Genomic DNA, 23,784 nt, shown 5'->3' on the forward strand with positions numbered 1-23,784 from the left:
GTTCAACAAACAGAGTTCAGCGAACAGATGATGAAATCTGTTCGCTGAACTCTGTTCGCCGTTCCCGGTCCGCCGTTTGCTTCCGCCCTGTCAACTACCCGTCGGTAGCCGGGTGATGAGGTTGTCGGATCATCCCTCCTGTGGAACAACTGAGTTGACGTCGACTCAGGAGGACTCGGATGAGGGCTCTGACCCGCCTGGCACCACCCCTGCTGCTCACCACCGCACTGGTGTGGTCCACCGCACTGCCGGCCGGGGCCGCGGCCCCGCCGCCGAAGGTGCCCGAGGCAGTGGGCTGGGGCGGAGCGGTGGCCACCGTCGACGCCGACGCCACCGCCGCCGGGATCGAGGTGCTGCGCAAGGGTGGCAACGCCGTGGACGCGGCGGTCGCCGCCGCGGCCGCCCTCGGGGTCACCGAGCCGTACTCCTCCGGCATCGGCGGCGGCGGGTACTTCGTCTACTACGACCACGCCACCGGCCGGGTGCACACCATCGACGGCCGCGAGACGGCCGGCCGCGGCGCCGACGCCGGGCTGTTCCTGGAGGGCGGCAAGCCGCTGCCCTTCGCCGACGCCGTCACCAGCGGCCTGTCCGTCGGCGTCCCCGGCACCCCCGCCACCTGGGACGCCGCGCTGCGCAGCTGGGGCACCCGCTCGCTCGCCCAGGTCCTCCAGCCCGCCGAGCGGATCGCCGACCAGGGCTTCGTCGTGGACGACACCTTCCGCGGCCAGACCGCCGACAACCAGGCCAGGTTCAAGGACTTCCCGGCCACCGCCAAGCTCTACCTGCCCGGCGGCAAGCCCCCGGAGACCGGCAGCGTCCTGCGCAACCCGGACCTCGCCGCCACCTACCGGCTGCTCGCCAAGGACGGCGTCAAGGCCTTCTACCAGGGGCAGTTGGCCCAGGACATCGTCAACACCCTGCAGCGGCCGCCGGTCGACCCGGCCTCCGGGCGCAACGCCCGCCCCGGCCAGGTCGACACCGCCGACCTGGCCTCCTACCGGGTCCGCGAACAGGCGCCCACCCACGTCGCCCACGGCGCCTACGACGTCTACTCGATGGCCCCCTCCAGCTCCGGCGGCACCACCGTCGGCGAGGCGCTCAACATCCTGGAGGACGGCGGTGACGTCTCCGGCTACAGCGGCACGCAGTACTACCACCACTTCCTGGAGTCCTCCCGGATCGCCTTCGCCGACCGCAACCGCTGGGTCGGTGACCCGGCCGCCGTCGACGTCCCCACCAAGCAGCTGCTCTCCGAGCGCTACGCCGCCTCCCGGGCCTGCCTGATCAACCCCGACCGCGCGCTCACCAGCCCGCTCGCCCCCGGCGACCCGCGCCACCCGGCCGACTGCGCGGACACCGGCCAGGCCGTCGCCGAGCCGTACGAGGGCCCCAACACCACGCACCTGACCGTCGCCGACCGCTGGGGCAACGTCGTCTCCTACACGCTCACCATCGAGCAGACCGGCGGCAGCGGCATCACCGTCCCCGGCCGCGGCTTCCTGCTCAACAACGAGCTGACCGACTTCGACTTCACCCCGCTCGCCCCCGGCGTCCCCGACCCCAACCTGCCGGGCCCGGGCAAGCGGCCGCGCTCCTCGATGTCCCCGACCGTGGTCCTGCGCGACGGCGAGCCGTTCCTCGCCACCGGCAGCCCCGGCGGCGCGACCATCATCACCACCACCCTGCAGGTGCTGCTCGGACGGCTGGACCGCGGCCTGAGCCTGGAGCAGGCGATCGCCGCGCCGCGCGCCAGCCAGCGCAACACCGCGGCGACCCAGGCCGAGCCCGCCTTCCTGGCACTGCCCGAGCGGGCCGGGCTGGAGGCGTTGGGGCACGCCTTCGCGAGCGTGGCCGAGATCGGCGCCGCCACCGGCGTGGAACGCCTGCCGGACGGTCGCTGGGTGGCCGCGGCGGAGCCGGTGCGCCGCGGCGGCGGGTCGGCGGCGGTGGTCCGCCCGGCGCGCTGACCGGGTCGTCAGGGCGCCGACCGGGGTCGGCCCCGGCGGCCGAACGCCGGGGCCGTCCGGATTGTCAGTGCCGGGCGGTATGTTCGGGGTGGGTCTCCCTCGCGAGGGTGGCCCACCCCGTCCGTGCTCCGCCCGTACCCCGTCCGTACCGAACCACCGGGAAGGCCGCCCGCCGTGACCGTCCGCATCGCCACCTGGAACATCAACTCCGTCACCGCGCGGCTGCCCAAGCTCCTGGAGTGGCTGGAGAGCGCCAAGCCCGACGTGCTCTGCCTCCAGGAGCTCAAGTGCGCGGCCGACGCCTTCCCCTACGACGAGGTCCGCGAGCTCGGCTACGAGACGGCCGCCCACGGCACCGGCCGGTGGAACGGCGTCGCCGTCGTCTCCCGGCTCGGCCTGGAGGACGTCGTGCGCGACCTGCCCGGCCAGCCCGGCTACCTCGCCGACGGCGCCCTGCTGCCCGACGTCGAGCCGCGCGCCATCGCCGCCACCTGCGGCCCGGTCCGGGTCTGGTCGGTGTACGTGCCCAACGGCCGCGAGGTCGGCCACGCGCACTACCACTACAAGCTGGAGTGGCTGGAGGCGCTGCGCAAGGCCGCCGTCGAGGACGCCGCCGGCTCCCGGCCGTTCGCCGTCCTCGGGGACTTCAACATCGCCCCGAGCGACGAGGACGTCTTCGACGTCGCCGCCTTCGAGGGCCTCACCCACGTCACCCCGGTCGAGCGCGCCGCGCTGGAGGCCCTCGGCGAGATCGGCCTGCAGGACGTGGTGCCCCGCCCGCTGAAGTACGACCGCCCCTACACCTACTGGGACTACCGCCAGCTGGCCTTCCCCAAGAACCGGGGCATGCGGATCGACCTCACCTACGCCAACAAGGCCTTCGCGGACGCCGTCACCGACAGCTACGTCGACCGCGAGGCCCGCAAGGGCAAGGGCACCTCGGACCACGCGCCGGTCGTGGTCGACCTCGACCTGTGAGCCCCACGGGGAGTCACTCCGGGTGACGGGCCGTAACCCGAACGGTCCTGAGCGCTGGCCGAGCCCGGGGCGCCTCCCTACCGTCGGTGAATGACCGGGTGCAGTTGATCGACCACGTGGACATGGGAGTCCCCGGCTGTGCCCGAGAATCCCGGAGGTTCCGGCATGCGCCCCATGCGTACGGCCGCCGCCGCGCTGATCGGAGCGACGGCGCTGACCGGCTTGACGGCCCCCCTCGCTTCCGCCAGGGACGGCGCGGCCTCGGTCAGCCCGTCCCAGGCCGCGCCGGGCCAGACCGTGACGGTCACGGTCTCCTGCGAGAAGTCGGACAAGCCCGACGCCAAGACGATCACCGCGCACTCCGCCGCCTTCGAGGGCGGTCCCGCGACCCTCACCCTGGGCTCCGACGGCAAGCACACCGGTTCCGCCCGGCTCGCCTCCCAGCACTCCGGGGACAGCAAGGTCGACGGCACCTGCCCGGACGGCGGTGCCTTCTCCACCAGCGTGACGGTCACCACCGTCTCCGCCACCGCCCCCGACAACGGCCTCGGCGACTGGGGCAAGGCGGCGGGGGAGTGGGCCGGGTCGCTCGGGCAGTCCGGTGCCGGCAGCCAGCAGATCGCCCCGCACGGCGCCGTGCAGACCGGCCTCGGCGGCTCGGTCGCGGAGAACCCGGCGGAGCTGGCCGGCGGCCTCGCGCTGGTCGCGGGCGGAGTCGGCGGTTTCTGGCTGCTGCGGAGGCGTGGTGCCTGAAGGCCCTCGCCTCCAAGGCCCCGCGCCGCCGGACCCCTGACGGGACCGGCGGCGCGGCGGTGTTCCAGGACTGCGGGTGGTGTGCCAGGCCTGCGGCGGCGTGTCAGGCCCTGCGGCGGTGTGTCAGGCCGGCTGGAGCGCGTCCCGCTGTGGGAGGCCGCCCGCCCGCTCGGGCCCGCCCTCCTGCTCGCACCGCTCCTCGTGCGCGAGGATGCCACTGGCCAGCAGGTACTGGGCCAGCACATAGGTCGCCATGATCCAGAACTGATGCCCCGGCAGTTCCCGCCACTTCGCCAGCTTGGTGGCGATCAGCGTGTCGGAGAGCAGGAACAGCGCCCCGCCCAGCCCGGTCCGCCAGCCCAACCCGGCCGAGGTGACGGCCGTCGAGGTGAGCAGCAGGCTGTACCCGGCCACCGGGACCTGGAGGTCCCCGAGGTCAGGCCAGAGCCGGCCGACCAGGACCACCCAGGCCGTCGCGTACGCGGCCGCGACCACCAGGGCCCGGCGGCGGTCGGTGAGCGCCCCGCGCTGGACGAACATCGTCACGTAGCAGACGTGCGCCGCCGCGAAGGAGCCCATCCCGGCGAGGAACGCGGGGTCGTTCTTCAGCTGGAGCAGCACGTCCCCGCCCGTGCTCAGCAGCAGGGCCGGCGCCAGCAGCTTCGGCGCCTCCCGCCCGGCCTCCCTGGCCGCTGCCACGCTGTGCGCGGCCAGCAGTGGCATCAGCGCCGGCTTGGTGGCGTTCTGCGGGACCGGGGCCCCGGACAGGATCGAGCCCAGGTGCGCCGCCGAGGTGGCCGCGAAGCCGCCCAGCAGACCGGAGGCCGAGCGCAGCCGCGCACCGAGGACGGCACGGGTGGTCGTACGAATACTCATGCTGGAGCGTCCTCCGACGGTCGGACAGTGGGGATCCGCGCCGACCCCGGAAGAGGCGGACCGGCGGCGGAAGGACAGGTTACCGGTGCGTAACCCGGCCGGCGCCCGGCGGGTGACGATCGGGTCGGGAGGCGCCCCCCGGCGGCCCGCCCGGGAGCCCGGAGGGGAACCGATCGGGGAGCCCGGCCCGGCGGCTCGCCTGGGAGCGGAGGGCGCGCGGCCGGTTCGAGGGCTCTTGCGGAGACTTCCTCAGGAGGACGGTTGCTGCCACCGGGTGACCCGGGCACCGTCTAGTCTGGACCCCGACATGGATCAGCAGGAGTACGCGGTCGGCGCCACCCGGGTGGCCGTCGGCAGGCCGGACGGACGAACGGGCGGGGCAGGTCGGGGAACCGCCGACGCCGTCCTCGCCGTACGCGGAGCCGCGCGGATCGACGCCGACGCTGCCGACCTCCCCGGCCTGGCCGAGGCTGCTGACGCGGTACCTGGCACCGCCCACGCGGGTGGTGCTGACGGCGCGCAGGCCGTCGCTTCCCCGCACGGCGCTCCTCTGGGCGCCCCCGACGACGCGTTCCCCGGCGCCCCCGACGACGCGCTCCCCGGCGCTTCCCACGACGCGCCCCACGGTGCCGCCCTTTCGCCCGATCCCGGCCTGCTGCGACTGGCGCACTGGTTCGCCGCCGCCACCCCCGCCGCGGCCGACGACCTCTGCGCCGCCTCCTTCGGCCTCTACCCCGCCCGTCACCTCGGCGCGTCCGCCGAACCCGCCGACCCCGATATCAGCTGGTGGCACGGCCCCACCGCGCACGCCGCCGCCTCCCCGCGCTCCCTTGAGGCCCGCGCCGACGGCGGCCCGCGCCGCGCCAAGCGCGATGCGGAGGCGCTGCCCGTCGTCCGGTCAGGGGCCAAGCCGGGCAGGCCCGGCAGGCACCGCAAGCCCGAGCGCAGCCCGGTGGCACTCGGGGAGGCCGGCCCCGTCCGCCCCGATCTCTCCCCGGTCGCGCAGGATCGTTCCGGCCAGGAGCTCCCGGCCGCCGAGCGCCGGATCGCTGCCCGGCTGCTGCTCGCCCACCCGCTGGTCACCGCCTCCGGCCCGCACGCCGACGGCTTCCCGCTGATCCGCCGTCACCGCGACTGGCTCGCCGAACGCTTCGACACCCTGCTCGGCTACCGCCTCGACGTCGGGCCCTGGCACGCCCGCCTCTGCAAGGCCGGCCTCGGCCCCGGCGGCGCCCGTCGCCTCGACCACCCCGTCACCGGCGCGCCCTTCACCCCCGGCGGTTACGCCCAACTCGCCCTCGCACTGGCCCTGTTGGTCGACGCGCCGGAGCAACTCGGGCTCCGGCGGCTGCTCGACGCGATGTGCGCCGCCGCGCCCGAGCTGTCCGCTGACCCGGCCGACCTCGCCATGGCGCTGGCCGTGCTGGCCGAGTGGCAGGTGCTCGGGGACCTCCCGGCCGACCCCGCCGACCCCGTCGACGACACCTTCGTCCTGACCGTGGACCGCGAACTCGCCCGCGCCGTCCCGGCCGGACCGCCCGCCCTGGCCGCCGACGCCGCAGACCTGATCCGCCGCGCCGCCGAGGCCGAACCCGCCACCGCCGTACGCCGCCTCCTCGCCGAGACGCCCGCCGTCCTCGCCGCCGACCTCTCCGAGGAGCGCCGCGCCTGGCTGTCCGAGCACCGGCTCAGCGGCCCCGCCGCGCTGGCCGACTTCCTCGGCCTGGAGACCGAACTGCGGGCCGAGGGCGTCGCCCTGCTCGACCCGGCGGCCGAGCTGACCGACCTGGCCTTCCCCGGTGCCGGCACCCTCGCCCAGGCCACCCTGCTGCTGGTCGAGCGCCTGGTCGAGGAGGTCCGCCCGCTGCCCGGCGAGGCGGCGGAGGGTGACGTCCCGATCCCCGACGCGCTGATAGACGGTGTGCTCGGTGACATCGCCGACGAGTACGGCCTCCCGGCCCGCTACCTCTCCGACCGCACCGCCCTGCGCCGTGACGCCCTGGACCTGCTCCACCGCCTCGGCCTGATCACGCCCACCCCCCAGCCCAAGCGCCCCCCGACCTGGCACCTCCGCCCGCACGCCGCCCGCTTCGCCCCCGCCCCCGACCTGCACCCCACCCCGGGCACCGGCCGCCACTCCCGCCCGGCGCCCTTCATCCCCACGCCGCCCGCCCCCCGCACCGAGCAGCGGGCCTGACGGCGGCTGGGTGGGTCCTGGGCCCTCGGGGGCTCGGGAGGGCGGAGGGCCGGCAGTACCCCAACCCCGGCACTGGCCGTCATTCCCGCCCGGCCCTTTGATTCCCTCCTGCTGCGTGCGGCGGGCGTAACGCTGCCCGGAAAGGCGGAAGCACCGCGTCCGCGGTGCGGGGACGGCGGTGCTGGGGACGGGGTGCGGTTACTTGCTGGCGGTGGCGGCGGCGACGGGGCCGTGTTCGACGGTTTCCACGGTGGCGCCGACGCCGAGGGTGCCGAGGGCGATGGAGGCGAGCACGGCGGTGCACGCGAGGAGGCGGCGGTGCCGCTGCGGGAGGGGGAAGCGCGGTTCCTGGTAGGGCGCCTGAGGGCTGGCGTTCATGACAGGGATGCTTCCAGGGCGTCGTGAACGGTCGGTACGCGCGGGTGAAGTCCGGGCGGGGGTTGGGCGTCGGTTGGAGGCATACGCCCCACTCCTCGCGAGCGGGGCGTCTGCGCAGGTCAGCGCGGTGGGCCCGAATCGCCGACGGTGACCCGTACGGCGTCCCGCAGGCCGTGCCGGGGTGGAGGCGGGAGGGCCCGGCCGCCGGGCCCCCGCGGAGCTCCTTCACCGGTGAGACGCACAGCAGCAGCATCCCGCATCACCACGACGAACGGCAGCGCGACGAGGATGGTGGCGTGAGCGCCGCGAGGGCGCGCCGGTCGGACGCGGGGACGGGGCCTACGTCCCGTCAGGCGGCGTGCTCCTCGATCGGGTCGCGCGCGGTGGCGAGGTACTGGGAGAGCACCCGGCGGCTGCGGCTGAGGTCGTCGATCCGGGCGTCCAGGTCGGCGAGTTCGCCGCGCAGGGTGGCGAGCAGGTCCGGGCAGGCCTCCAGCACGGGGACCGGGCCGGTGGCGCAGGGCAGCAGCTCGGCGATGACCCGGGTGCTCAGCCCGGCCGCGAGCAGGCTGCGGACCTGCCACACCCGGACGGTGTCTTCCTCGCCGTACTCGCGGTAGCCGGCCGTGGTGCGGGCCGGCTGCAGCAGGCCCTGTTCCTCGTAGTAGCGGAGCAGCCGGGTGGACACCCCGGTCAGGCGGGCGAGTTCTCCGATGCGCATGACCGGACGAACGCCGCCGCCTGACGGGGTGTTCCCGAGGGCTCAGTGCTCGTCGAGGCCCTTCAGGAACTCCAGCACCACGTCGCGCAGTTCGGGCAGCGCCTCGACGGTCGGCAGGTGCCCGGAGGGGATCCGGACGAGGCGGGCGCCGGGAATGCCCTCGGCCAGCAGGCGGTGCTGGGACGGCGGCACGAGCATGTCCTCGGCGGTGCTGACCACCAGCGTCGGCACGGCTACCGCGGCCAGCTCGGCGCGGACGTCGGTCTCCCCGGCGAGCCGGAACTGCTGCGCGAGACCGGCCGGCTGCGGGGCCTTGAGCGCCTCGCGCAGCCCCGCGAGCTGATCGGCGGGCAGGGCGTCCACCCAGCTCCCGCCGAAGACGACGCCGAGCATCAGCCGGCTGAGGTCCTCGGGCCGCGACTCCAGGTCGACGATCAGCTCGGAGAGCGTCCGCATCCGCGCGGAGCCGCCGGCCACGCCCGCGAGCAGCAGCAGTGAGCGGACCCGCTCGGGGTGGCGGGTGGCGATCCGGACGGCGACGGCGGCGCCGAGTGAGTAGCCCGCCAGGTCGAAGGTCTCCAGCCCCTCCTCGTCGGCGGCGGCCACCAGGCGCTCGGCCAGCCCGTCCAGGGTGAGCGCGCCGGGCTCGTACGGGCTGTCGCCGGAGCCGGGGTAGTCGGGGGCGACGACGGTGCGGTGGGCGGCGAGGTCGGGCAGCAGCGGGCCCCAGTTGTCGCGGGCGCTGCCGCCGGCGCCGTGCGCGAGCAGGAGGCCGGGGCCGGAGCCCCGGACGGTCCTGGCGAGCGGCGCGGACGGAGCGGTGGCGGACGGCATGACGGTGCTCCTTCGTGGACGGTGGTTCCGCCGGTGCTTCCGGTGGTGCTTCCGGTGGCGCTTCCGGCGGTGGTGCCTTCGACACCGGGGACGGTAGGCGTTCACACTGGTGAGAAGGTCAAGTGCGCGGCTCCGCCCCCGATCCGCGGGCGGCCCGGGCCGGGCGCCCTGGTCACGTTCCGCTCCGGAGCGCCTACGCTGAGGGACGGAGCGCGGTTCGGGCACCGTGCGAACGCTCTCCGCCGCCGGGGCGCTCGCCGTGCCCGCGTCGGCCGCGCCGGTGTTGCCCCGGGCCGGGCGGTCGCCGAGGAGGTGTCCAGGCCCCATGTCCGGAAACGTCCCGCCCCGGATCGTCCCGTCCGACGACGCCCCGCCCGCCGTGGTCCCGTCCGACGGTGCCGCGCCCGCCGTGGTCCCGTCCGACGGCGCCGCGTCCGGGATCGTCAAGCCGCTGCCCGCCGAGTGGTTCGTCCGGCACGGCACCAACGCCGAGATGCGCTGGGAGGCCCTGCGGGACGCCGACGGCGCGGCCACCGTCGGGCGGCACGTGCCGGTGGAGCGCTGGTTCGTCCGCAACCACACCCGCACCCCGCTGATCGACCCCGACACCTGGCGGCTGCGGCTGTTCGGCAGCGGACTGCGCGGCGGCCCGACCGCCGAGCGGCCGGTGGAGTTCGACCTGGCGGGCCTCCGGGCGCTGCCCGCGACCCGGATCAGCGCGGTGATCGAGTGCGCCGGGAACGGCCGCGACTACTTCCGCCGCCAGCAGGGCCTGCGGGTGCCCGGGACGCCGTGGACGCTCGGCGGGATCGGTTCGGCGGTCTGGCGGGGCGTCCGGCTGGCCGAGGTGCTGCGGGTGGCGGGGCTCACCGGGGAGGCGGTGGACCTGCTGCCGACCGGTCTGGACGCGGACTACGTGGTCGACGGCGTCAACCACGGGCCGGTGCGCCGCCCGCTGCCCCTGGCCAAGGCGCTGGACGACGCGCTGCTCGCGTACGAGATGAACGACGAGCCGCTGACGCCCGACCACGGCGCGCCGCTGCGGCTGGTGGTGCCCGGCTGGGTGGGCATCGCCTCGATCAAGTGGGTGGGCAGCATCGAGGTCGCCGACCACCCGTTGCACTCGCCCTGGGACACCGACTTCTACCGGATGTTCGGTCCCGGGTACCCACCCGGGGGAAGCGCGCCGCTCAGCGTGCAGGCGGTCCGGAGCGCCTTCGAGCTGGCGCCGGACGCGGTGCTGGAGGCGGGCCGGGACCACCGGTTGCACGGGCGCTCGTGGTCCGGCGCGGCGGCGGTGCGCCGGGTGGAGGTGAGCACCGACGGCGGCCGGACCTGGCGGCGCGCCGCGCTGCACGGCGGCTCGCACGCGGACGACTGGACGCGCTGGAGCGTCGACTGGCGCCCCGAGCGGCCCGGCCGGTACGAGCTGCGCGCCCGCGCGACGGACCGTCTGGGCAACGGCCAGCCCGAGCGGGCGCAGCCCAACCGGGAGGGCTACCTGTTCGGTGCGGTGGTGGCCCACCCGGTGACGGTGGTCCGAGCCCGCCCCGGGGACGGCCGGCCGGCCGGACCCGCCTGAGGGTCAGCGGCCGGTCCGGACCCCGGGCCGGACGGGGGCTCAGCCGGTGGACTGGACCTCGTACGGGGCCGGGTACCGGGTCTCGTACGGGGTCAGCACCAGCCGGACCACGTCCTCCAGTCGACGGCGGGCGTCCCCGAGGGTGGTGCGGCCGGTCACCCAGGCGGTCAGCTCGCCCTGCCAGGCGTGGGCGACGATGTGCCGCACCAGCTCGCTGGACGCGGCCGGCACGTCGGCCGTCACCGCCTGCAGGGCGGTGCTGTCGGCCCGGGCCATTCCCTGCAGGGCCTCGCTGGCGAAGGGGTCGGTGGAGGCGGCGACGGCCACCCGCAGCCGGGCGAGTTCGGGCTGCCGCTGGTAGGCCCGCATCCCGCCCCGGATGAACCGGACCGCCCGGTCGGTGTCCCCCAGCCCGGCCCGGGGCCCGCGCAGCTCGGCCACCAGGTCCGCCAGCAGGCGGCGGTGCCACTCGGCGATCGCCGCCGCCAGGAGGTGGTCCTTGGACGAGAAGTAGCGGTACGCCGTCCCCAGGGCGACTCCGGACCGCTCGCAGACCTGCTTCATCTGCAGCCGCTCGACGCCGATCTCGTTCACCAGGGCGAGCGCGGCCGCGATCAGGCTTTCGCGGCGTTCGAGCTGACGCGGAGACATCGCCTCCACCGGCCGTGGTGACAGGTCAACCTTGGTCACCCGCACCATGATACGGGGCGGGGCCGCTCAGGAGTATGACGCCGACCGGCCCCCTTGCGTTCGCCCGGCCGTCACCGGGCCGGGCGCGCTACGGCTGGCGGCGGATCAGCGCCTCCTGGACGGCCGAGGCGACCAGCCGGCCGCCCCGGTCGTAGAACTCGCCGAGCGCCAGCCCGCGGCCGTCCGAGGAGGACGGGCTGCGCTGGGCGAACAGCAGCCACTCGTCGGCCCGGAAGGGGCGGTGGAACCACATCGCGTGGTCCAGCGAGGCCATCAGCAGGGTGGGCGGTTCGGTGCGCTGGAAGAAGTTCGGCTGCTCGTCCAGCCCGGCGGTGGAGGCCAGGGTGAGGTCGGACAGGTAGGTGAGCGCGGCGGTGTGCAGCAGCGGGTCGCCGTCGGGCAGCCGGGAGGCGGTGCGCATCCAGACGAACTGCTGGAGCAGCCCGGGGACGGACGGCGGCACCCCCGGGGCGCCCGGCGGGACGAAGCGCACGTCGAGGTCCCGGAAGCCGCCGCTGGCGGCGACCATCCGGCGGACCTCCTCGGGTGCGTGGGCGACGGCGTCCGGCAGGGACTCCGGGGCGGGCAGCGGCGGCATCTCGCGGTGCCGGTCGGCGGCCGGTTCGGGGTGCTTGAGCGAGACGGAGAGCGAGAAGATCTCGTTCCGCCTCTGCACCGCCGTCACCCGGCGGGTGGTGTAGGAGACGCCCTCGCGCACCCGCTCGACCACGTAGTCGATCGGTTGGGCCGGGCTGCCCGGCAGCAGGAAGTAGCCGTGCAGCGAGTGCACCGGGCGGCCGTCCTCGCAGGTGCGCCCGGCGGCGACCAGCGCCTGCGCGGCGACGTGGCCGCCGAAGGTGCGCATCGGGGCACCGGCGTGGCAATGGCCCCGGAACGTGTTCTCGTCCAGCTGCTCCAGCCGCAGCAGCTCGGCGAACGGGGAGGACGCGCCGGTGTCCCGGGCGGTGCGGACGGGCGGTTCGGTCAGGTCGGTCACGAGGCCATAGTGGCAGAAGCCAACCGTGTGGTGGTGTGACGTGGGTAACGCCCGCAGGGTCCGGTGGACCGCGGAGTCACGCCGTAGAACATGTTCCAGTTGGCGGGCGCCTCGGGTGAGTGGCGACTTTCAGCGAACAGATTTCAAAGTCTGTTCGCTGAAAGTTGTCTTCTGAAAGTTGTCAGCTGACCTCCGTCACCTGTTCGCGCGGCTCACTCGCCTCCGCCGCTCCGGCCGCCGCTCCGGCCGCCGTCCCCGTCGCCGTCCCCGCGGCCGGCTCCGGCCGGCCGACCAGCGGCCCGATGCCGCGCGGGGCGGCGGCCACGGCCCGCCACCACAGGCGCAGGGCGGGCGGGGCCGCGGGCTCGAAGGGCTTGCCGGGGCGGGGGACCGCGAGCCGGGCGCCGAGCGCCTGCGCGGCGGCGACCACCCGCTCGGCGGGCTCCTCCCACGGGTGCAGCGCCAGGTTGAAGGTGCACCAGTGGATCGGCAGCAGCAGCTCGCCGCCCAGGTCCAGGTGTGCCCGCACGCCCTCCTCGGGCGTCATGTGCACCTCGGGCCAGAAGTCGCTGTACGCGCCGACCTGCACCATCGTCGCGTCGAACGGGCCGAGCCGGCGGCCGATCTCGGCGAACCCGGGGAAGTAGCCGGTGTCCCCGCTGTGGAAGATCCGGTGCCCGCCGCCGGCCACCACCCAGGACGCCCAGAGGAACAGCGCGCTGGTGCGCGGGCCGCGGCTGCAGTAATGGCGTGCCGGGGTGGCGGTCAGGGTCAGCCCGGCGACCTCCGCCGACTCCCACCAGTCCAGCTCGACGATCCGCTCGGCCGGTACGCCCCAGTGCTCCAGGTGCGCCCCGACCCCGAGCGGCACGGCGAACACCGCGTCCGTCCCGGTCAGCGCCCGGACGGTGGCCATGTCCAGGTGGTCGTAGTGGTCGTGGGAGACCACGACGACGTCCACCGGCCCGAGTTCGGACAGCGGCAGCGGCACCGGGTGCAGCCGCTTGGGGCCGGTCCAGCCGAACGGGGAGCAGCGGTCGCCCCAGACCGGGTCGAGCAGGACGCGCCGCCCCGCGATCTCGGCGAGCACGGTGGCGTGGCCCAGCCAGGTCAGCCGCAGTCCGGACTCCGGCGGTTCGGCCAGGTCGGTCGGGAGCAGCCGGTGCACCGGGACGGCGGCGGTCGGGAGGCGGCGGGTCTTGTCCCCGGCCAGCTGGGCGCGGGTGATCTCCAGCGGGCTGCGCTCGTACACCAGGCGGCGGGTGGGCACCGGGTTGCGGAAGGCGCCGTCGGCGAACTGCGGGGAGCGGCGGATCCGGGCCAGCCGCTCGCCGCGGGGTTCGGCGCCGAAGGCGTCGGTCCGGACCCGGTGCCAGGCGGCCCGGGGCAGCCCGGCCAAGCCGGGGACGGCGCGGTCGGCGGCGGGGCCGGCGGCCGGCGGGGCGAACTGCGAGGCCAGACCGGCGAGGCGGGAGAACCACGGGGCGGGGCGGGGCACGGCTCCTCCAAGGACGGTCACGGCTACCGGGCAGGCCGGGGCGCGCACCGCAGCGGCGGGCGGGGCCGCTGCAAGACGACAACCATCTCGTCGGAGGTTACTCGCCGTGGGCCGTCCGGACCTGGTGGAGGGCCCGGCGCGGTCCAATCGGCGTACCCGGCCGGGCCCCGGCCGGCCGGGACCGGGCCGGGAGAGGGCCGGGCGAGGACCCGGTCGGAGCGCGGTCGGGGCCCGGCGGGGCCGGGCTCGGGGGTGGAACGGGGTCAGGCGTAGAAGCGGGTGATCGTCTCGGCGACGCAGTGCGGCTTGGCGCTCCGCTCGCTGGTGATGGTGAAGCGGACCACGGCCTGGACGCCGCCCGGCACCTCGGTGGCGGAGACCAGCTCGGCGGTGGCCCGGATCGCCGTGCCCACGGGCACCGGCGCCGGGAAGCGCACCTTCTCCGAGCCGTAGTTCAGCGCCATCCGCACGCCCTCGACGGCGTAGCACTCCTTCGCCAGCACCGGGATCATCGACTGGGTCAGGTAGCCGTGCGCGATGGTGGAGCCGAACTGGCTCTCCTTGGCGCGCTCCGGGTCCACGTGGATCCACTGGTGGTCGCCGGTCGCCTCGGCGAACAGGTCGATCTGCCGCTGCTCGATGGTGTGCCACTCGCTGGTGCCCAGCTCGGTGCCGACGGCGGCGGTCAGTTCGGCGAGGGAGGCGAAGCTCGTCACGGTGCGCTCCTGGAGGGGGACGGGCCCCGGGGAGGGGCAGGACGCCGGAAGCGTATGCCTACTGCCCGGTATCTGTCAGGAGTCGGGTGCCGGACGACCGTTCACGGCCGCAGCGCGGCGCGCCCCGGGGTGCCCTGCCCGGTGGGGAACAGCCGGCGGCCGCTCACCAGCTCCGGCACCAGGGCGACGAACAGCGGCTCCGGGTCGCCCACCCACGGCCGCAGCCCGGAGCGCAGCACCCGCCGCACCTGCGCGGCGTCACGGACCAGGTCGGCCCGCCCGTGCACCAGCACGCTCCACCCGGTCCGGGTGACCGGGTCCAGCAGATCGGCCTGGAAGGCCACCACCGTGCCGTCAAGCCCGCGCGCGGTGGTACTTCCCCGGCGCACGGCGAGCACCAACCGCCCGTCCAGGACCTCGAAGGAGACCGGCAGGACGGCCGGCAGTGCGTGCTCGGTGTACACCACGCGTCCGACGGGCACGGTGCTGAGCAGTCGCAGGCACTCGGCCTCGCTCAGGGTCTCCACACGGTCCTCACGCTCCATGCGTCCGATCGTCCTCCGGTCGGCGCGCGCGTCGATAGGGCCCATGGTCCCTGAGCGCACGGGCCGGGAGCCCCGTCGGCGTCCGCCCGGGGCGATAGCCTGCCCGGCGGCGGAACGGTGACGCGGGCCGGAGCGGCGCCGCGGACGGTGGGCCGTCCGCGCACCACCCGGCGGGCGGACCACAGCGGCGGGCGGCCCCGGGTGCGCCGGGGCCGGCCAGGAGGGGGGACCGATGGCGGGCGGGGTCGATCTGGTGGTGGTCGGGGCGGACGGCGGGCCGGACCGCGCCTTCGGCGGTGCGGCGTTCGCGCCGGACGGCGCCCGGCTGCTCGCCGAGGTGCTGCCCGGGATGTGCTTCGACACCGGCGCGGCCGGCTGCCGGGTCACCGCGGTGGCGCCGGACGCGGACGCCAACGCGATGCTGACGGCCGTGCGGGACGCGGCCCAGCACCACGGGCGGTGGCTGGTGGTGTGCCTGGTCGGCCAGGTGGTGGCCGATCCGCGCGGGCGCCGGCTCGCGCTGGTCACCGGCGGCAGCACCCCCGACAACGCCTACCGCCGGGGCCTGGCCTGGGACTGGGTGGTCAGCGCGATGGTGCACGGGGACCAGGAGGAGGCGCTGCTGCTGGTCGACGCGGTGGCCGACCGGGACACCTGGGCGGCTCTGGAGCGCGGCGGCGAGGACAGCGCCGGCGAACTGCTGAGCTACTCGCGCGTCCCGCTGTGGGGCCGGATCGGCCGCTACGCCCCGGGCAGACGCGGCCGGGACGCCGTACTGCCGGGTGGCGAGGGCTCGTTCAGCCGGGCCCTGACCACCGTCCTGCGGCAGGGCGTCCCGGGTGCCCCCGCGGCCGTCGCCCCGCTGGACCTCCAGCCCGCCGTGGCGGCGCTGACGGACGGTGGGGAGTCGGCCGGTAGTTCGGGTGCGCCGGGCGCGCGCCTGCTCGTTCCGCCGCAGGGCGGGCGCCTGTTGATGCGCAATCGGGCCGCGGTTCGGGGCGCATTGGCCGGATTGTCGCTTTCCGAAGAACTGTTGGCCGTTCTGTGGCGGGAAAGTGCCCCGACGGAACCGCCTTCCGCGTAAGGTCAGGGGGCCTGAGGTGTTGCCGTGATGGGGTGGGTTGGCGAAGAATCGATCCCCAGCGGAAAGACCGGCGGGACGGCGGAATTCTTCTGGCGGCCGTGGATCAGGGATCGGGTCGGTCGCGACGAGGTGGGGCCATGCGGCAGCGCGGAAATGTGTTGCGCCCTGGGGCGGTTGGGGTCGGTGGGGCGGTTCTGGTGGTGCTCCTCGGTGCTTGTGCGAGCGGTGGTGCCGACGGTTCCGTCGATCATCTCGGGACGGCTGCGCCCACGGTCGCGGGAGTGGCTCCGGTAACTCCTTCGAGTGGTTCGTCAAACGCCTCGATCGCGCCGACCGAGGGCCCGGAGGGCGCGCTGGGCCGGGTGGCCCTGAAGGCGTATCAGGACTGGTGGCAGGTCCAGGCCGAACTCTTCGGGCGATCGGATTCGGACGGATACGCGCTGGAGCAGTACTCCTCCGGGCGGGCGCTGTCCGACGCCCTCTCCGGTCTCCGCCAACTCCACGACGCCAAAGTGGTGATGACCGGAACACCGCGCAATTCTCCGGTGGTGACCTCCGTCGACGTGAAAGCCGATCCGCAGACCGCCGTGATCGAGGACTGCGTCGATCTGACCGGCTGGCACCGCGTCGACGCCGTCACCGGGGCCGCAAAGGATCCGGCCCAGCGCCTGAACAGGTATGTCGCGACCGCGTCGCTGCGAATGTTCCAAGCACATTGGCTGATCTACGAGTTCAAGCGGGAGGTGGACCGGACATGCTGAACGCGCGGAAACCGGCCCGGCGGTTCGCGGTCGTCGCGTCGCTGTCGGCCGGTGTGCTGCTGTCCTCGGCCGTGACGGCGACGGCGGACGAACCGCCGAGCGGCGGCGCCGAGCAGTGTTTCCCGAACGTGATCTGCACGGACGCCAATTCCGGTGGAAAGACCCCCGGGGGCGGCTCGACGAAACCGGGTGGCGGGGGCGGCGGCGGTTCGGAGAGCGGCCCGCAGCTGTGCAGCTACCACGGTGTCCCGTGGGCCTGCTACGACCCGCAGTGGGGCTGGTTCGACAGCGGCGTCGGCTGCTACTTCCGCCAGCTGGACAACCCGCCGGCGGCGGGCGACCCGGCGTGGGAGGGCCACGACCCGAAGGACGGCGCGCTCTACTCGAAGGTCTGCCCGCAGACCGGCGGCGGCCAGGACGGTGCCCAGGTCGTCTTCCTCGCCAACCCGCCGAACGGCGCGGCGACCATGCTGGACGACGCCAGGGCCGTCGAGCAGGCGAAGGAGATGCTCGTCTTCGGGAAGCCGGTGGCCCGGGTGGCGCCCGGCGGCACCGCGGTGGTCAACTCGCCGGTCTGGCTCTGGGCGGAGAACGCCGCCACACCGGGGCCGAAGACGGCGGCGGTGCACGGCATCTCGGTCACCGTCACCCCCAAGCTGGTCGAGGCGGACTGGAGCTTCGGCAACGGCCTCTCGACCACCTGCGCGACGGCCGGAACGCCGTACGACCCCGCGTACGGCGCCGCCGCGTCCCCGGACTGCGGCTTCGTGTTCAAGGCCGCGTCCGGCACACAGAAGGACGGCGCGTACGCCGCCACGGTGACGATGAAGTGGCAGGTCACGGCGGTCGTCGTCGGCGGACCGAACCCGCGGACCTTCACCATCCCGATGTCCCAGACCAGCGCGGTCTTCGCGCTCAGGGTCGCCGAGGTGCAGGTCCTCAACTGACCGCGCCGAACAGGCGATTCGACCACTGACCAGCCGGCAACGTACGAGCGATTCGAGGGAAGGGCGGAACCCGGTGGAGAACCGTACATTCGCGACGCCGGGATCCGGCACGGCCGCGGGCGCCGGGGCCTCCGTGGCCGTCCCGGAGCAGCAGGACCAGTCCGGCGGCCCGGGTAGGGGCCGGGGCCGCGGCCGGGCGGTGCCGCACGCGCCCGGGCGGACCATGGGCGCGCGGAGACGGCGCCCGGCGGTGCTGGCGATGGCGGTCGCGCTGATCGCGGCCGGCGGGCTGGGCGGGGCCGTCCTCTACAACAGCACCGGCCAGCGGGTCGCGGTGCTGGCCCTCGCCCGGGACGTGCCGTGGGGTCAGGTGATCACCGAGGACGACCTGGTGGTGGCCCGGATCGCGGGGGATCCGGCGCTCCACCCGGTGTCCGCCCAGGACCGGGCGAAGGCGGTCGGCATGCGGGCCGCCACCGACCTCAAGCGCGGTGCCATGCTCACCGGCGGCGACCTCGCCCAGGGCCTGACCGTGCAGCCCGGGCAGATCGTGGTCGGCGTGTCGGCCAAGCGCAGCCAGTTGCCGGCCAGCCGGCTGCAACCCGGGGTGCAGCTGGTCGTGGTGTACACCCCGGACAACGGGCGGGCCGACTCGCTGCCCGCGACGGTGATCACCGTCGGCCGGGTGGACACCGACGGCAGCCAGGTGATCGACGTCGCGGTCGGCACCGCGGACGGTCCCCGGCTGGCGCAGTGGGTGGCGAGCGGGCGGATCCAGGTGCTGCTTGCGCCGCGCGGCGCCTCGGCCGGCGGCACGGGCGGCACCGCGCCCTCGCCCGGAGCGCCCTCGCCCGGAGCGCCGTCGGCCGCCGCGCCGTCGGCGGGGGCGTCCTCGGCGGGGGCGCCCCCGACCGGCGCGTCCGGCGCGTCCGGGGCCCCGAGCGCGACGGGGGGCGCCTGATGGCGGTGATCGCGGTGGTCGGCGGCCCGGGCGCGCCCGGCGCGACCACGACCGCGCTGGCCCTGCTGCTGGCCTGGCCGCTCCAGCCGGGCCGCCGGATCCTGCTGGTCGAGGCCGACCCGGACGGCGGCGCGGTGCTCGCCGGCGCCCTGGAGGGCCGGGTCGAGGCCGTGTACGGGCTGCGCAACCTGGCCGTCGCCGACCGGCGCGGACTGCTCGCGCAGACCATCTGGGAGCAGCTGATCGACCTCTCCCCGGACGGCGAGGCCGACCGGCTGCTGCTGCCCGGGCTCACCGACCCCACCCAGGCCCCCGGCCTCGCCTACACCTGGGAGCCGCTGGCCGAACTGCTGCACGGCATCGAACAGCAGGGCTACGACGTCATCGTGGACCTCGGCCGCTCCGGTGCCACCGGTGCGAGCGCGGCGCTGGCCCGCCGGGCCGACGTGGTGGCGGTGACCGTCCGGACCACCCTGCGCGGGCTGAGCTCGATCCGGCCCCGGCTCGCCGCCCTCACCGAGGACCTGGCCTCCGCCGGTACCGGCGCCGACGCGCTGGGGCTGCTGCTGGTCGCCGAAGGGCCGTACACCCGGGCGGAGGTGGCCCGCGAGCTCGGACTGCCGGTGCTCGGGGTGCTGCCGCACGCGCCCCGGACGGCGAAGGTGCTCTCCGACGGCGGCGACACCGCCGACCGGCGGTTCATCCGCTCCGAGCTGCTGCGCACGGCGCGGTCGGCGGCGGACGAGGTGCAGCTGCTGGTCCGGCGGCGGCGGCAGCGGCTCGCGCCGGGCGCGGACCCGGCGGCTCGGCAGGCGGCGGGCCTGCCGGCGGCCTCGGCGGGCGCTCCCGTGGCGGGCGCCGCGGCGGCGCCGGCGGTGGTGCCGACGCCACCGGCGCCGACCCGGCCGATGCCGACGCCCGCGCCGACCGCGTACGCGCACGAGCCGTACGGGCACGAGCCGTACGCGCACGAGCCGTACGGGCAGTCCGGGGCCGGGCAGACCGCGCACGGGCAGACCGCGCACGGGCAGACCGCGTACGGGCAGGTGTCGTACACCCAGCCCTCGTACGGGCGGGCCCCGTCCGAGCAACCGCCGTACGGACAGGTCGCGCAGGGCCAGGCGCCCTATGGCCAGGAACCGTTCGGTCCGGGCGCCCCCGGCCAGGCCGGCTACCCGCGCTCGCCGTACGGCCCGGTGGAGGCCGAGCCGCCGTCGTACACCCCGCCGCAGCCCGTCCCGCCGGTGATCACCACCGGTCCGGTGGCGCCGCTGGCCGGGCTGGCCCCGCAGCCGGCCGCGCCGGCGCCCTTCCCGGCGCACGTGCAGTCGTCGCAGCAGTCCGGCGGGGACGAACAGAACGACCAGTACCCGCTCCAGGAGCCGAGAGTGACGGACGGTCAGTCAGCGGTGAACGGGCAGCATCCGCACAACCCCGGGGAGGTGCTCCGTGCGCGGTAGCCCCCTGCACCAGCGACCCGCGGTCGACCCGGCCGCGCTGCCCTGGACCACGCCCACCACGCCCACCACGCCCACCACGCCGACCACGCCGACCTCGGTGCCGCTGCCGGCGGCCGCCGCGCCCGCCACCGGCCCGGTCGCGCCCGGCCCGGTCGCACCGGGCCCCGTCGCGCCCACCGCGGTGCCGCCCCAGCTGCCCTCGCTGGACGTGCGCGGCGCCGCGACCCGGCCGGCCGTCGATCCGCAGGTCGCCCGCGAGCTCAAGCGCCAGGTCGCCGCCGAACTGCACCAGCAGATCAGCCGGTTGACCGCCGCCTCGGGGTCCGAGCCGGACCGCGCGACCCGCCGCCAGCGCGGCCGGGCGCTGATCGAGGAGTCCGTCGCCCGTTGGTCCGACGCCTACGCGCAGACCCATGGCATCCCGCCCACCCGGGAGCAGGACCGCGCCCTCGCCGAGGCCGTCTTCGACCTGCTGTTCCGGGCCGGGCGCCTCCAGCCCTACCTGGACGACCCGGAGATCGAGAACATCCTGATCAACGGCTGCGACGACGTCTGGGTCTCCAAGGTGCACCAACCCCTGCGCCAGGTACCGCCGGTGGCCGACAGTGACGCCGAACTCATCGAACTGCTGCAGGACTTGGCCCGCCAGCACGGCGGCGGCGAGCGCAGCCTGTCCACCGCCAGTCCGACCCTGGCGCTGCGGCTGGAGGGCGGCATGCGCCTGCAGGCGCTCACCGAGGTGACGCCCCGCCCGTACGTCGCCATCCGGCGCCACCGGGTGGCCTCCGCGACGCTGCCCGCGATGGTCGAACTCGGCACTCTGGACAGCACCTTGGCCGCCTTCCTGGCCGCCGCGATCCGGGCCCGGAAGAACGTGATGATCACCGGCACCCAGGGCGTCGGCAAGACCAGCCTGCTGCGTGCGATGGCCGCGGAGATCCCGCCGGACGAGCGGATCGGCACCCTGGAGTCGGAGTTCGAGCTCTGGCTGCACACCCTCGGCCACCTGCGCCAGGTCGTCCCGATGGAGGCCCGCGAGGGCAACGGCGAACGCGTCGATGGGCGGCTGGCCGGGGAGTTGAGCATCGGCGACCTCATCCCGGCAGCGCTGCGCATGACGCTGTCCCGGATCATCGTCGGCGAGGTCCGCTCCGGCGAGGTCGTCCCGATGCTGCGGGTGATGACCAACGGCGAGGGCGGGTCGATGTGCACCCTGCACGCCCGCGGCCCGCACATGGTGGTCGACCGGATCGCCGAACTCTGCCTGGAGTACGGCTCGCACATGACCGACTCGCTGGCCTACCGGCTCACCGCCAACGCCCTGGACCTCATCGTGCACGTCGCCATGGTCGACGAGACCGCCGTCGGCGGCCGCCGGCACCGTTTCGTCTCCCACGTCCTGGAGGTCACCGGCCTCGGCGAGAGCGGCCGGCCCGCGCTGAACACCGTCTTCGGCCCGCGGCCGGACCTCGGTGAGCCGCGGGCCGTCCCGCACACCCCGCCGCAGTGCCTGGACGACCTGCGCCGGGCCGGCTTCGACGCCGGCCTGCTCGGCTCCCGGTACGGGAGTTGGGCCACCCCGCTGCAGCTGCGGATCGGCGGTGGCGCGCGGTGATGCTGCTGTTCGCGCTGTGCGGGCTGGCGGTCGCCGGCGGCCTGGTCGCCCTGGTGGCCTGGGCCCGCGGCAGTGAGCCCGTCGACGAGGACGCCGAGGCGCGGCCCAACCCGCTGGCCGGGCGCGCCCACGTGTTCTGGTACGGCGCTCCCGGTGCGGCCGCGCCCCGGATGGTGCGGCTGCGCCGGATCCAGCTGCCGCTCGCGCTCGTCGGCGGGCCGCTGGCCTGGCTGTTCACCGGCATCCCGCTGACCGCGCTGCTGGTGCCGCTGGCCGTCTTCGGCCTGCCCTGGCTGTTCGACACCACCCGCCCGGACACCCACCGGATCGAGCGGCTGGAGGCCCTGTCCGAGTGGACCCAGCGGATCGCCGACGTGCTGCTGCTCGGGGTCGGCCTCAACCAGGCCATCGTCACCAGCCGCCGCACCGCCCCCGCCGCCCTGGAGGACGAGATCGGCGAGCTCGCCGCCCGGCTGCAGGCCCGCTGGCGGCCCGAGGAGGCGCTGCACGCCTTCGCCGACAGCCTGGCTGACGCCACCGCCGACAAGGTGCTCGCCGCACTCGTGCTGCGGGCCGGGGACAGCGGGCCCGGCCTGGCCCGCACGCTGTCCGACATGGCCGACTCGGTGCGCGAGGAGGTCCGCCAGCGCCGCGCCATCGAGGCCGACCGGGCCAAGCACCGCACCACCATCCGCTGGCTGGTCGGCATCATCGTGCTGGTCGTCACGGTCGGCTCGTTCAACACCGAGTACACCCGGCCGTACGGGACCTTCCTGGGCCAGCTCGTCCTCGCCGTGGTCGCCGCCCTCTTCGTGGCGATCATCGCCTGGATGCGGGCGCTGGCCTCGCACCCGCCGGTGCCCCGGCTGCTCACGCCGGACCGGCGCAGCAGGAGCGGGCGGCGGACGGGCGCGCGGACGCCCGCGGCGCGGCCGGCCGAGCAGCTCGGGGAGGTCCGGTGATCTCCCCCTGGTCGGTGCTGGCCGGCGCCGTCGCGGCCGGCGGCCTCGCCCTGCTGGTCACCGAGCTGCGGCCCGCGCCCCCGGACCTGCGCCAGGCGCTCGACCGGCTGCACGCCGTCCCCGCCGACCGCGAACAGGACCCGGACGAGCGGCCCCGCTGGTACGACCGGATCGGCGAGCGCTCCGTCCACCTGCGCGGGGTCTCGATCCCGCGCCGCGAACTCGCCCTGATCGGCCGCAGCCCGGCCCGGTTCATGGTGCACAAGCTGCTGTTCGCCGCGCTCGGCCTGGTGCTGCCCGCCTACCTGGGCGCGATGGCCGTACTGATGGACGTCGGCCTGCCCTTCGCCCTGCCGCTGGTCGCCGGGCCGCTGCTGGCCGGTCTGCTCTGGTTCGTCCCGGACGCCGTCGTGCGCGGCGAGGCCAAGGAGGCGCGCACCGAGTACCTGCACGGCATCGCCGCCTACCTGGAACTCGTCGCGCTGGAACGGGCCGCCGACTGCGGGCCGGCCGAGGCACTGCGCCGGGCCGCCTCGGTCGGGCAGGGCGCGGTGTTCCGGCGGATCCGCGACGCGCTGGAGCGCGCGGCCACCGACCGGCTCCCGCCGTGGGCCGGACTCGACGCGCTGGCCGAGGAGTTGGGCCTCAGCCCGCTGCAGGACGTGGCCGACATCATGCGGCTGTCCGGCACCGACGGCGCCGCCGTCTACGACACCCTGCGGGCCCGCGCCAAGGGGCTGCGCGGCGAACTGCTCGCGGAGGACCTCGCCCGCGCCAACGCCGACAGCGAGCGGATGGTCGCGCCGGGGGCGGCCCTGACCCTGCTGATGACCGTCCTGATCGTCTTCCCCGCGCTCCACCAGATGCTCAACTGACCTCCCTTCCGTACCCGTTGAAGAGCAGCCAGCACCACACCACACCACACCGCAAGTCCCCGGGAGAACCCGATGACCGTACGACTCGTCCACCTGGCCGGCCGGGCGCTGAGGCCCGTCCTGCTGCCGGTGCAGTTCGCCCTGATGCTGTTCACGCTGCGGATCGGGCGGCTGCGGGCCGCCCGAGCGCGCGGCGACCGCGGCGCCATCAGCATCGAACTCGCCCTCGCCATCATCGCGTTGGTGTTCGTCGCGGGCGCCGTGGCGACCGCGCTGTACCTGCTGAAGGACAAGGTCGTCCAGAAGGTGCAGCAGGACCCGAACATGCCGGGCGGCGGTGCCGGCGGCGCCACCAAGTGATGCGCCGTCCTCTCCGCCGCGGGG

The 23,784-nt window shown here is 75.4% G+C and carries 23 protein-coding genes; 14 read left to right on the forward strand and 9 right to left on the reverse strand.

The window, feature by feature from the left end; translation table 11 throughout:
- Positions 1-179: 179 nt before the first annotated feature.
- The 3 genes from ggt to ACIRD3_RS02435 all read left to right on the forward strand — a co-directional run bounded on the left by ggt (position 180) and on the right by ACIRD3_RS02435 (position 3,701).
- Complete coding sequence (gene ggt / locus ACIRD3_RS02425; RefSeq protein WP_402210304.1) at positions 180-1,970, forward strand: gamma-glutamyltransferase; 1,791 nt, start codon at positions 180-182, stop codon at positions 1,968-1,970.
- 174 nt (positions 1,971-2,144) lie between these two features.
- Positions 2,145-2,948: an exodeoxyribonuclease III gene (locus tag ACIRD3_RS02430; RefSeq protein WP_402210307.1), complete on the forward strand. Its 804-nt coding sequence runs from the start codon at positions 2,145-2,147 to the stop codon at positions 2,946-2,948.
- A 165-nt stretch (positions 2,949-3,113) separates the two neighbouring features.
- Positions 3,114-3,701 carry a hypothetical protein gene (locus tag ACIRD3_RS02435; protein ID WP_402210310.1) on the forward strand — a complete coding sequence of 196 codons (588 nt, stop codon included), beginning with the start codon at positions 3,114-3,116 and terminating at the stop codon, positions 3,699-3,701.
- 123 nt (positions 3,702-3,824) lie between these two features.
- Here the strand turns inward: ACIRD3_RS02435 and ACIRD3_RS02440 are convergent, their stop codons facing one another.
- Positions 3,825-4,577 (reverse strand): lysoplasmalogenase, encoded by a 753-nt coding sequence (locus ACIRD3_RS02440; protein WP_402210313.1) that lies wholly within the window; start codon positions 4,575-4,577, stop codon positions 3,825-3,827.
- A gap of 307 nt (positions 4,578-4,884) precedes the next feature.
- Between ACIRD3_RS02440 and ACIRD3_RS02445 the strand changes: the two genes are divergently transcribed.
- Positions 4,885-6,774: a DUF2398 family protein gene (locus ACIRD3_RS02445; protein WP_402210316.1), complete on the forward strand. Its 1,890-nt coding sequence runs from the start codon at positions 4,885-4,887 to the stop codon at positions 6,772-6,774.
- 198 nt (positions 6,775-6,972) lie between these two features.
- Here ACIRD3_RS02445 and ACIRD3_RS02450 read toward each other — a convergent pair whose 3' ends face one another.
- The 3 genes from ACIRD3_RS02450 to ACIRD3_RS02460 form a co-directional block, all read right to left on the reverse strand.
- Positions 6,973-7,152: a hypothetical protein gene (locus tag ACIRD3_RS02450; protein ID WP_402210319.1), complete on the reverse strand. Its 180-nt coding sequence runs from the start codon at positions 7,150-7,152 to the stop codon at positions 6,973-6,975.
- A 349-nt stretch (positions 7,153-7,501) separates the two neighbouring features.
- The gene (locus ACIRD3_RS02455; RefSeq protein WP_402210322.1) at positions 7,502-7,873 is read right to left on the reverse strand and encodes a MerR family transcriptional regulator; all 372 of its coding nucleotides are present in this window, start codon (positions 7,871-7,873) and stop codon (positions 7,502-7,504) included.
- A 42-nt stretch (positions 7,874-7,915) separates the two neighbouring features.
- The gene (locus tag ACIRD3_RS02460; protein ID WP_402210324.1) at positions 7,916-8,707 is read right to left on the reverse strand and encodes an alpha/beta fold hydrolase; all 792 of its coding nucleotides are present in this window, start codon (positions 8,705-8,707) and stop codon (positions 7,916-7,918) included.
- A gap of 325 nt (positions 8,708-9,032) precedes the next feature.
- On the opposite strand from ACIRD3_RS02460, the gene ACIRD3_RS02465 reads away from it, so the two are divergent.
- On the forward strand, positions 9,033-10,289 hold the full coding sequence (locus ACIRD3_RS02465; RefSeq protein ID WP_402210327.1) for a sulfite oxidase: 1,257 nt from the start codon (positions 9,033-9,035) through the stop codon (positions 10,287-10,289).
- 39 nt (positions 10,290-10,328) lie between these two features.
- Here ACIRD3_RS02465 and ACIRD3_RS02470 read toward each other — a convergent pair whose 3' ends face one another.
- From ACIRD3_RS02470 to ACIRD3_RS02490, 5 genes are all read right to left on the reverse strand, one after another.
- Complete coding sequence (locus ACIRD3_RS02470) at positions 10,329-10,979, reverse strand: TetR/AcrR family transcriptional regulator (RefSeq protein WP_402210330.1); 651 nt, start codon at positions 10,977-10,979, stop codon at positions 10,329-10,331.
- 88 nt (positions 10,980-11,067) lie between these two features.
- Positions 11,068-11,976, reverse strand: coding sequence for an acyl-CoA thioesterase (locus ACIRD3_RS02475; protein WP_402210332.1), 909 nt, complete (start codon positions 11,974-11,976; stop codon positions 11,068-11,070).
- Positions 11,977-12,157: 181 nt separating this feature from the next.
- Positions 12,158-13,375 carry an MBL fold metallo-hydrolase gene (locus ACIRD3_RS02480; RefSeq protein WP_402210788.1) on the reverse strand — a complete coding sequence of 406 codons (1,218 nt, stop codon included), beginning with the start codon at positions 13,373-13,375 and terminating at the stop codon, positions 12,158-12,160.
- 362 nt (positions 13,376-13,737) lie between these two features.
- Complete coding sequence (locus tag ACIRD3_RS02485; protein WP_402210335.1) at positions 13,738-14,190, reverse strand: MaoC family dehydratase; 453 nt, start codon at positions 14,188-14,190, stop codon at positions 13,738-13,740.
- Between the two features lie 101 nt (positions 14,191-14,291).
- Positions 14,292-14,735, reverse strand: a complete 444-nt coding sequence (locus ACIRD3_RS02490) for a pyridoxamine 5'-phosphate oxidase family protein (protein WP_402210338.1) — start codon at positions 14,733-14,735, stop codon at positions 14,292-14,294.
- 232 nt (positions 14,736-14,967) lie between these two features.
- Between ACIRD3_RS02490 and ACIRD3_RS02495 the strand changes: the two genes are divergently transcribed.
- The 9 genes from ACIRD3_RS02495 to ACIRD3_RS02535 all read left to right on the forward strand — a co-directional run bounded on the left by ACIRD3_RS02495 (position 14,968) and on the right by ACIRD3_RS02535 (position 23,760).
- Positions 14,968-15,819: a hypothetical protein gene (locus ACIRD3_RS02495; RefSeq protein ID WP_402210341.1), complete on the forward strand. Its 852-nt coding sequence runs from the start codon at positions 14,968-14,970 to the stop codon at positions 15,817-15,819.
- Positions 15,820-15,956: 137 nt separating this feature from the next.
- Positions 15,957-16,580: a hypothetical protein gene (locus ACIRD3_RS02500; protein ID WP_402210344.1), complete on the forward strand. Its 624-nt coding sequence runs from the start codon at positions 15,957-15,959 to the stop codon at positions 16,578-16,580.
- On the forward strand, positions 16,574-17,527 hold the full coding sequence (locus ACIRD3_RS02505) for a hypothetical protein (RefSeq protein WP_402210347.1): 954 nt from the start codon (positions 16,574-16,576) through the stop codon (positions 17,525-17,527). The genes ACIRD3_RS02500 and ACIRD3_RS02505 overlap by 7 nt, the downstream gene beginning before the upstream one ends.
- Positions 17,528-17,600: 73 nt before the next feature.
- A complete protein-coding gene (locus ACIRD3_RS02510; protein WP_402210350.1) occupies positions 17,601-18,488 on the forward strand; it encodes an SAF domain-containing protein in 888 nt (295 codons plus the stop codon).
- A complete protein-coding gene (locus tag ACIRD3_RS02515; RefSeq protein ID WP_402210352.1) occupies positions 18,488-19,948 on the forward strand; it encodes a hypothetical protein in 1,461 nt (486 codons plus the stop codon). The genes ACIRD3_RS02510 and ACIRD3_RS02515 overlap by 1 nt, the downstream gene beginning before the upstream one ends.
- Positions 19,938-21,563, forward strand: coding sequence for a CpaF family protein (locus tag ACIRD3_RS02520; protein ID WP_402210354.1), 1,626 nt, complete (start codon positions 19,938-19,940; stop codon positions 21,561-21,563). Before ACIRD3_RS02515 ends, ACIRD3_RS02520 begins: the two co-directional genes overlap by 11 nt.
- Complete coding sequence (locus ACIRD3_RS02525) at positions 21,563-22,525, forward strand: type II secretion system F family protein (RefSeq protein WP_402210791.1); 963 nt, start codon at positions 21,563-21,565, stop codon at positions 22,523-22,525. Before ACIRD3_RS02520 ends, ACIRD3_RS02525 begins: the two co-directional genes overlap by 1 nt.
- The gene (locus ACIRD3_RS02530; RefSeq protein ID WP_402210356.1) at positions 22,522-23,400 is read left to right on the forward strand and encodes a hypothetical protein; all 879 of its coding nucleotides are present in this window, start codon (positions 22,522-22,524) and stop codon (positions 23,398-23,400) included. Before ACIRD3_RS02525 ends, ACIRD3_RS02530 begins: the two co-directional genes overlap by 4 nt.
- A gap of 72 nt (positions 23,401-23,472) precedes the next feature.
- Positions 23,473-23,760: a hypothetical protein gene (locus tag ACIRD3_RS02535; RefSeq protein WP_402210359.1), complete on the forward strand. Its 288-nt coding sequence runs from the start codon at positions 23,473-23,475 to the stop codon at positions 23,758-23,760.
- Positions 23,761-23,784: the final 24 nt, after the last annotated feature.

The organism is Kitasatospora sp. NPDC093550, assembly GCF_044764985.1.
In the GTDB taxonomy this organism is placed as follows: Bacteria; Actinomycetota; Actinomycetes; order Streptomycetales; family Streptomycetaceae; genus Kitasatospora.

What these genes read in the sequence shown, in the direction of transcription:
- ggt (WP_402210304.1), top strand. Translation starts at nt 180, where the DNA reads ATGAGGGCTCTGACCCGCCTGGCACCACCCCTGCTGCTCACCACCGCA.
- ACIRD3_RS02435 (WP_402210310.1), top strand. Translation starts at nt 3,114, where the DNA reads ATGCGCCCCATGCGTACGGCCGCCGCCGCGCTGATCGGAGCGACGGCG.
- ACIRD3_RS02440 (WP_402210313.1), bottom strand. Translation starts at nt 4,577, where the DNA reads ATGAGTATTCGTACGACCACCCGTGCCGTCCTCGGTGCGCGGCTGCGC.
- ACIRD3_RS02445 (WP_402210316.1), top strand. Translation starts at nt 4,885, where the DNA reads ATGGATCAGCAGGAGTACGCGGTCGGCGCCACCCGGGTGGCCGTCGGC.
- ACIRD3_RS02450 (WP_402210319.1), bottom strand. Translation starts at nt 7,152, where the DNA reads ATGAACGCCAGCCCTCAGGCGCCCTACCAGGAACCGCGCTTCCCCCTC.
- ACIRD3_RS02455 (WP_402210322.1), bottom strand. Translation starts at nt 7,873, where the DNA reads ATGCGCATCGGAGAACTCGCCCGCCTGACCGGGGTGTCCACCCGGCTG.
- ACIRD3_RS02460 (WP_402210324.1), bottom strand. Translation starts at nt 8,707, where the DNA reads ATGCCGTCCGCCACCGCTCCGTCCGCGCCGCTCGCCAGGACCGTCCGG.
- ACIRD3_RS02465 (WP_402210327.1), top strand. Translation starts at nt 9,033, where the DNA reads ATGTCCGGAAACGTCCCGCCCCGGATCGTCCCGTCCGACGACGCCCCG.
- ACIRD3_RS02490 (WP_402210338.1), bottom strand. Translation starts at nt 14,735, where the DNA reads ATGGAGCGTGAGGACCGTGTGGAGACCCTGAGCGAGGCCGAGTGCCTG.
- ACIRD3_RS02495 (WP_402210341.1), top strand. Translation starts at nt 14,968, where the DNA reads ATGGCGGGCGGGGTCGATCTGGTGGTGGTCGGGGCGGACGGCGGGCCG.
- ACIRD3_RS02500 (WP_402210344.1), top strand. Translation starts at nt 15,957, where the DNA reads ATGCGGCAGCGCGGAAATGTGTTGCGCCCTGGGGCGGTTGGGGTCGGT.
- ACIRD3_RS02505 (WP_402210347.1), top strand. Translation starts at nt 16,574, where the DNA reads ATGCTGAACGCGCGGAAACCGGCCCGGCGGTTCGCGGTCGTCGCGTCG.
- ACIRD3_RS02515 (WP_402210352.1), top strand. Translation starts at nt 18,488, where the DNA reads ATGGCGGTGATCGCGGTGGTCGGCGGCCCGGGCGCGCCCGGCGCGACC.
- ACIRD3_RS02525 (WP_402210791.1), top strand. Translation starts at nt 21,563, where the DNA reads ATGCTGCTGTTCGCGCTGTGCGGGCTGGCGGTCGCCGGCGGCCTGGTC.
- ACIRD3_RS02535 (WP_402210359.1), top strand. Translation starts at nt 23,473, where the DNA reads ATGACCGTACGACTCGTCCACCTGGCCGGCCGGGCGCTGAGGCCCGTC.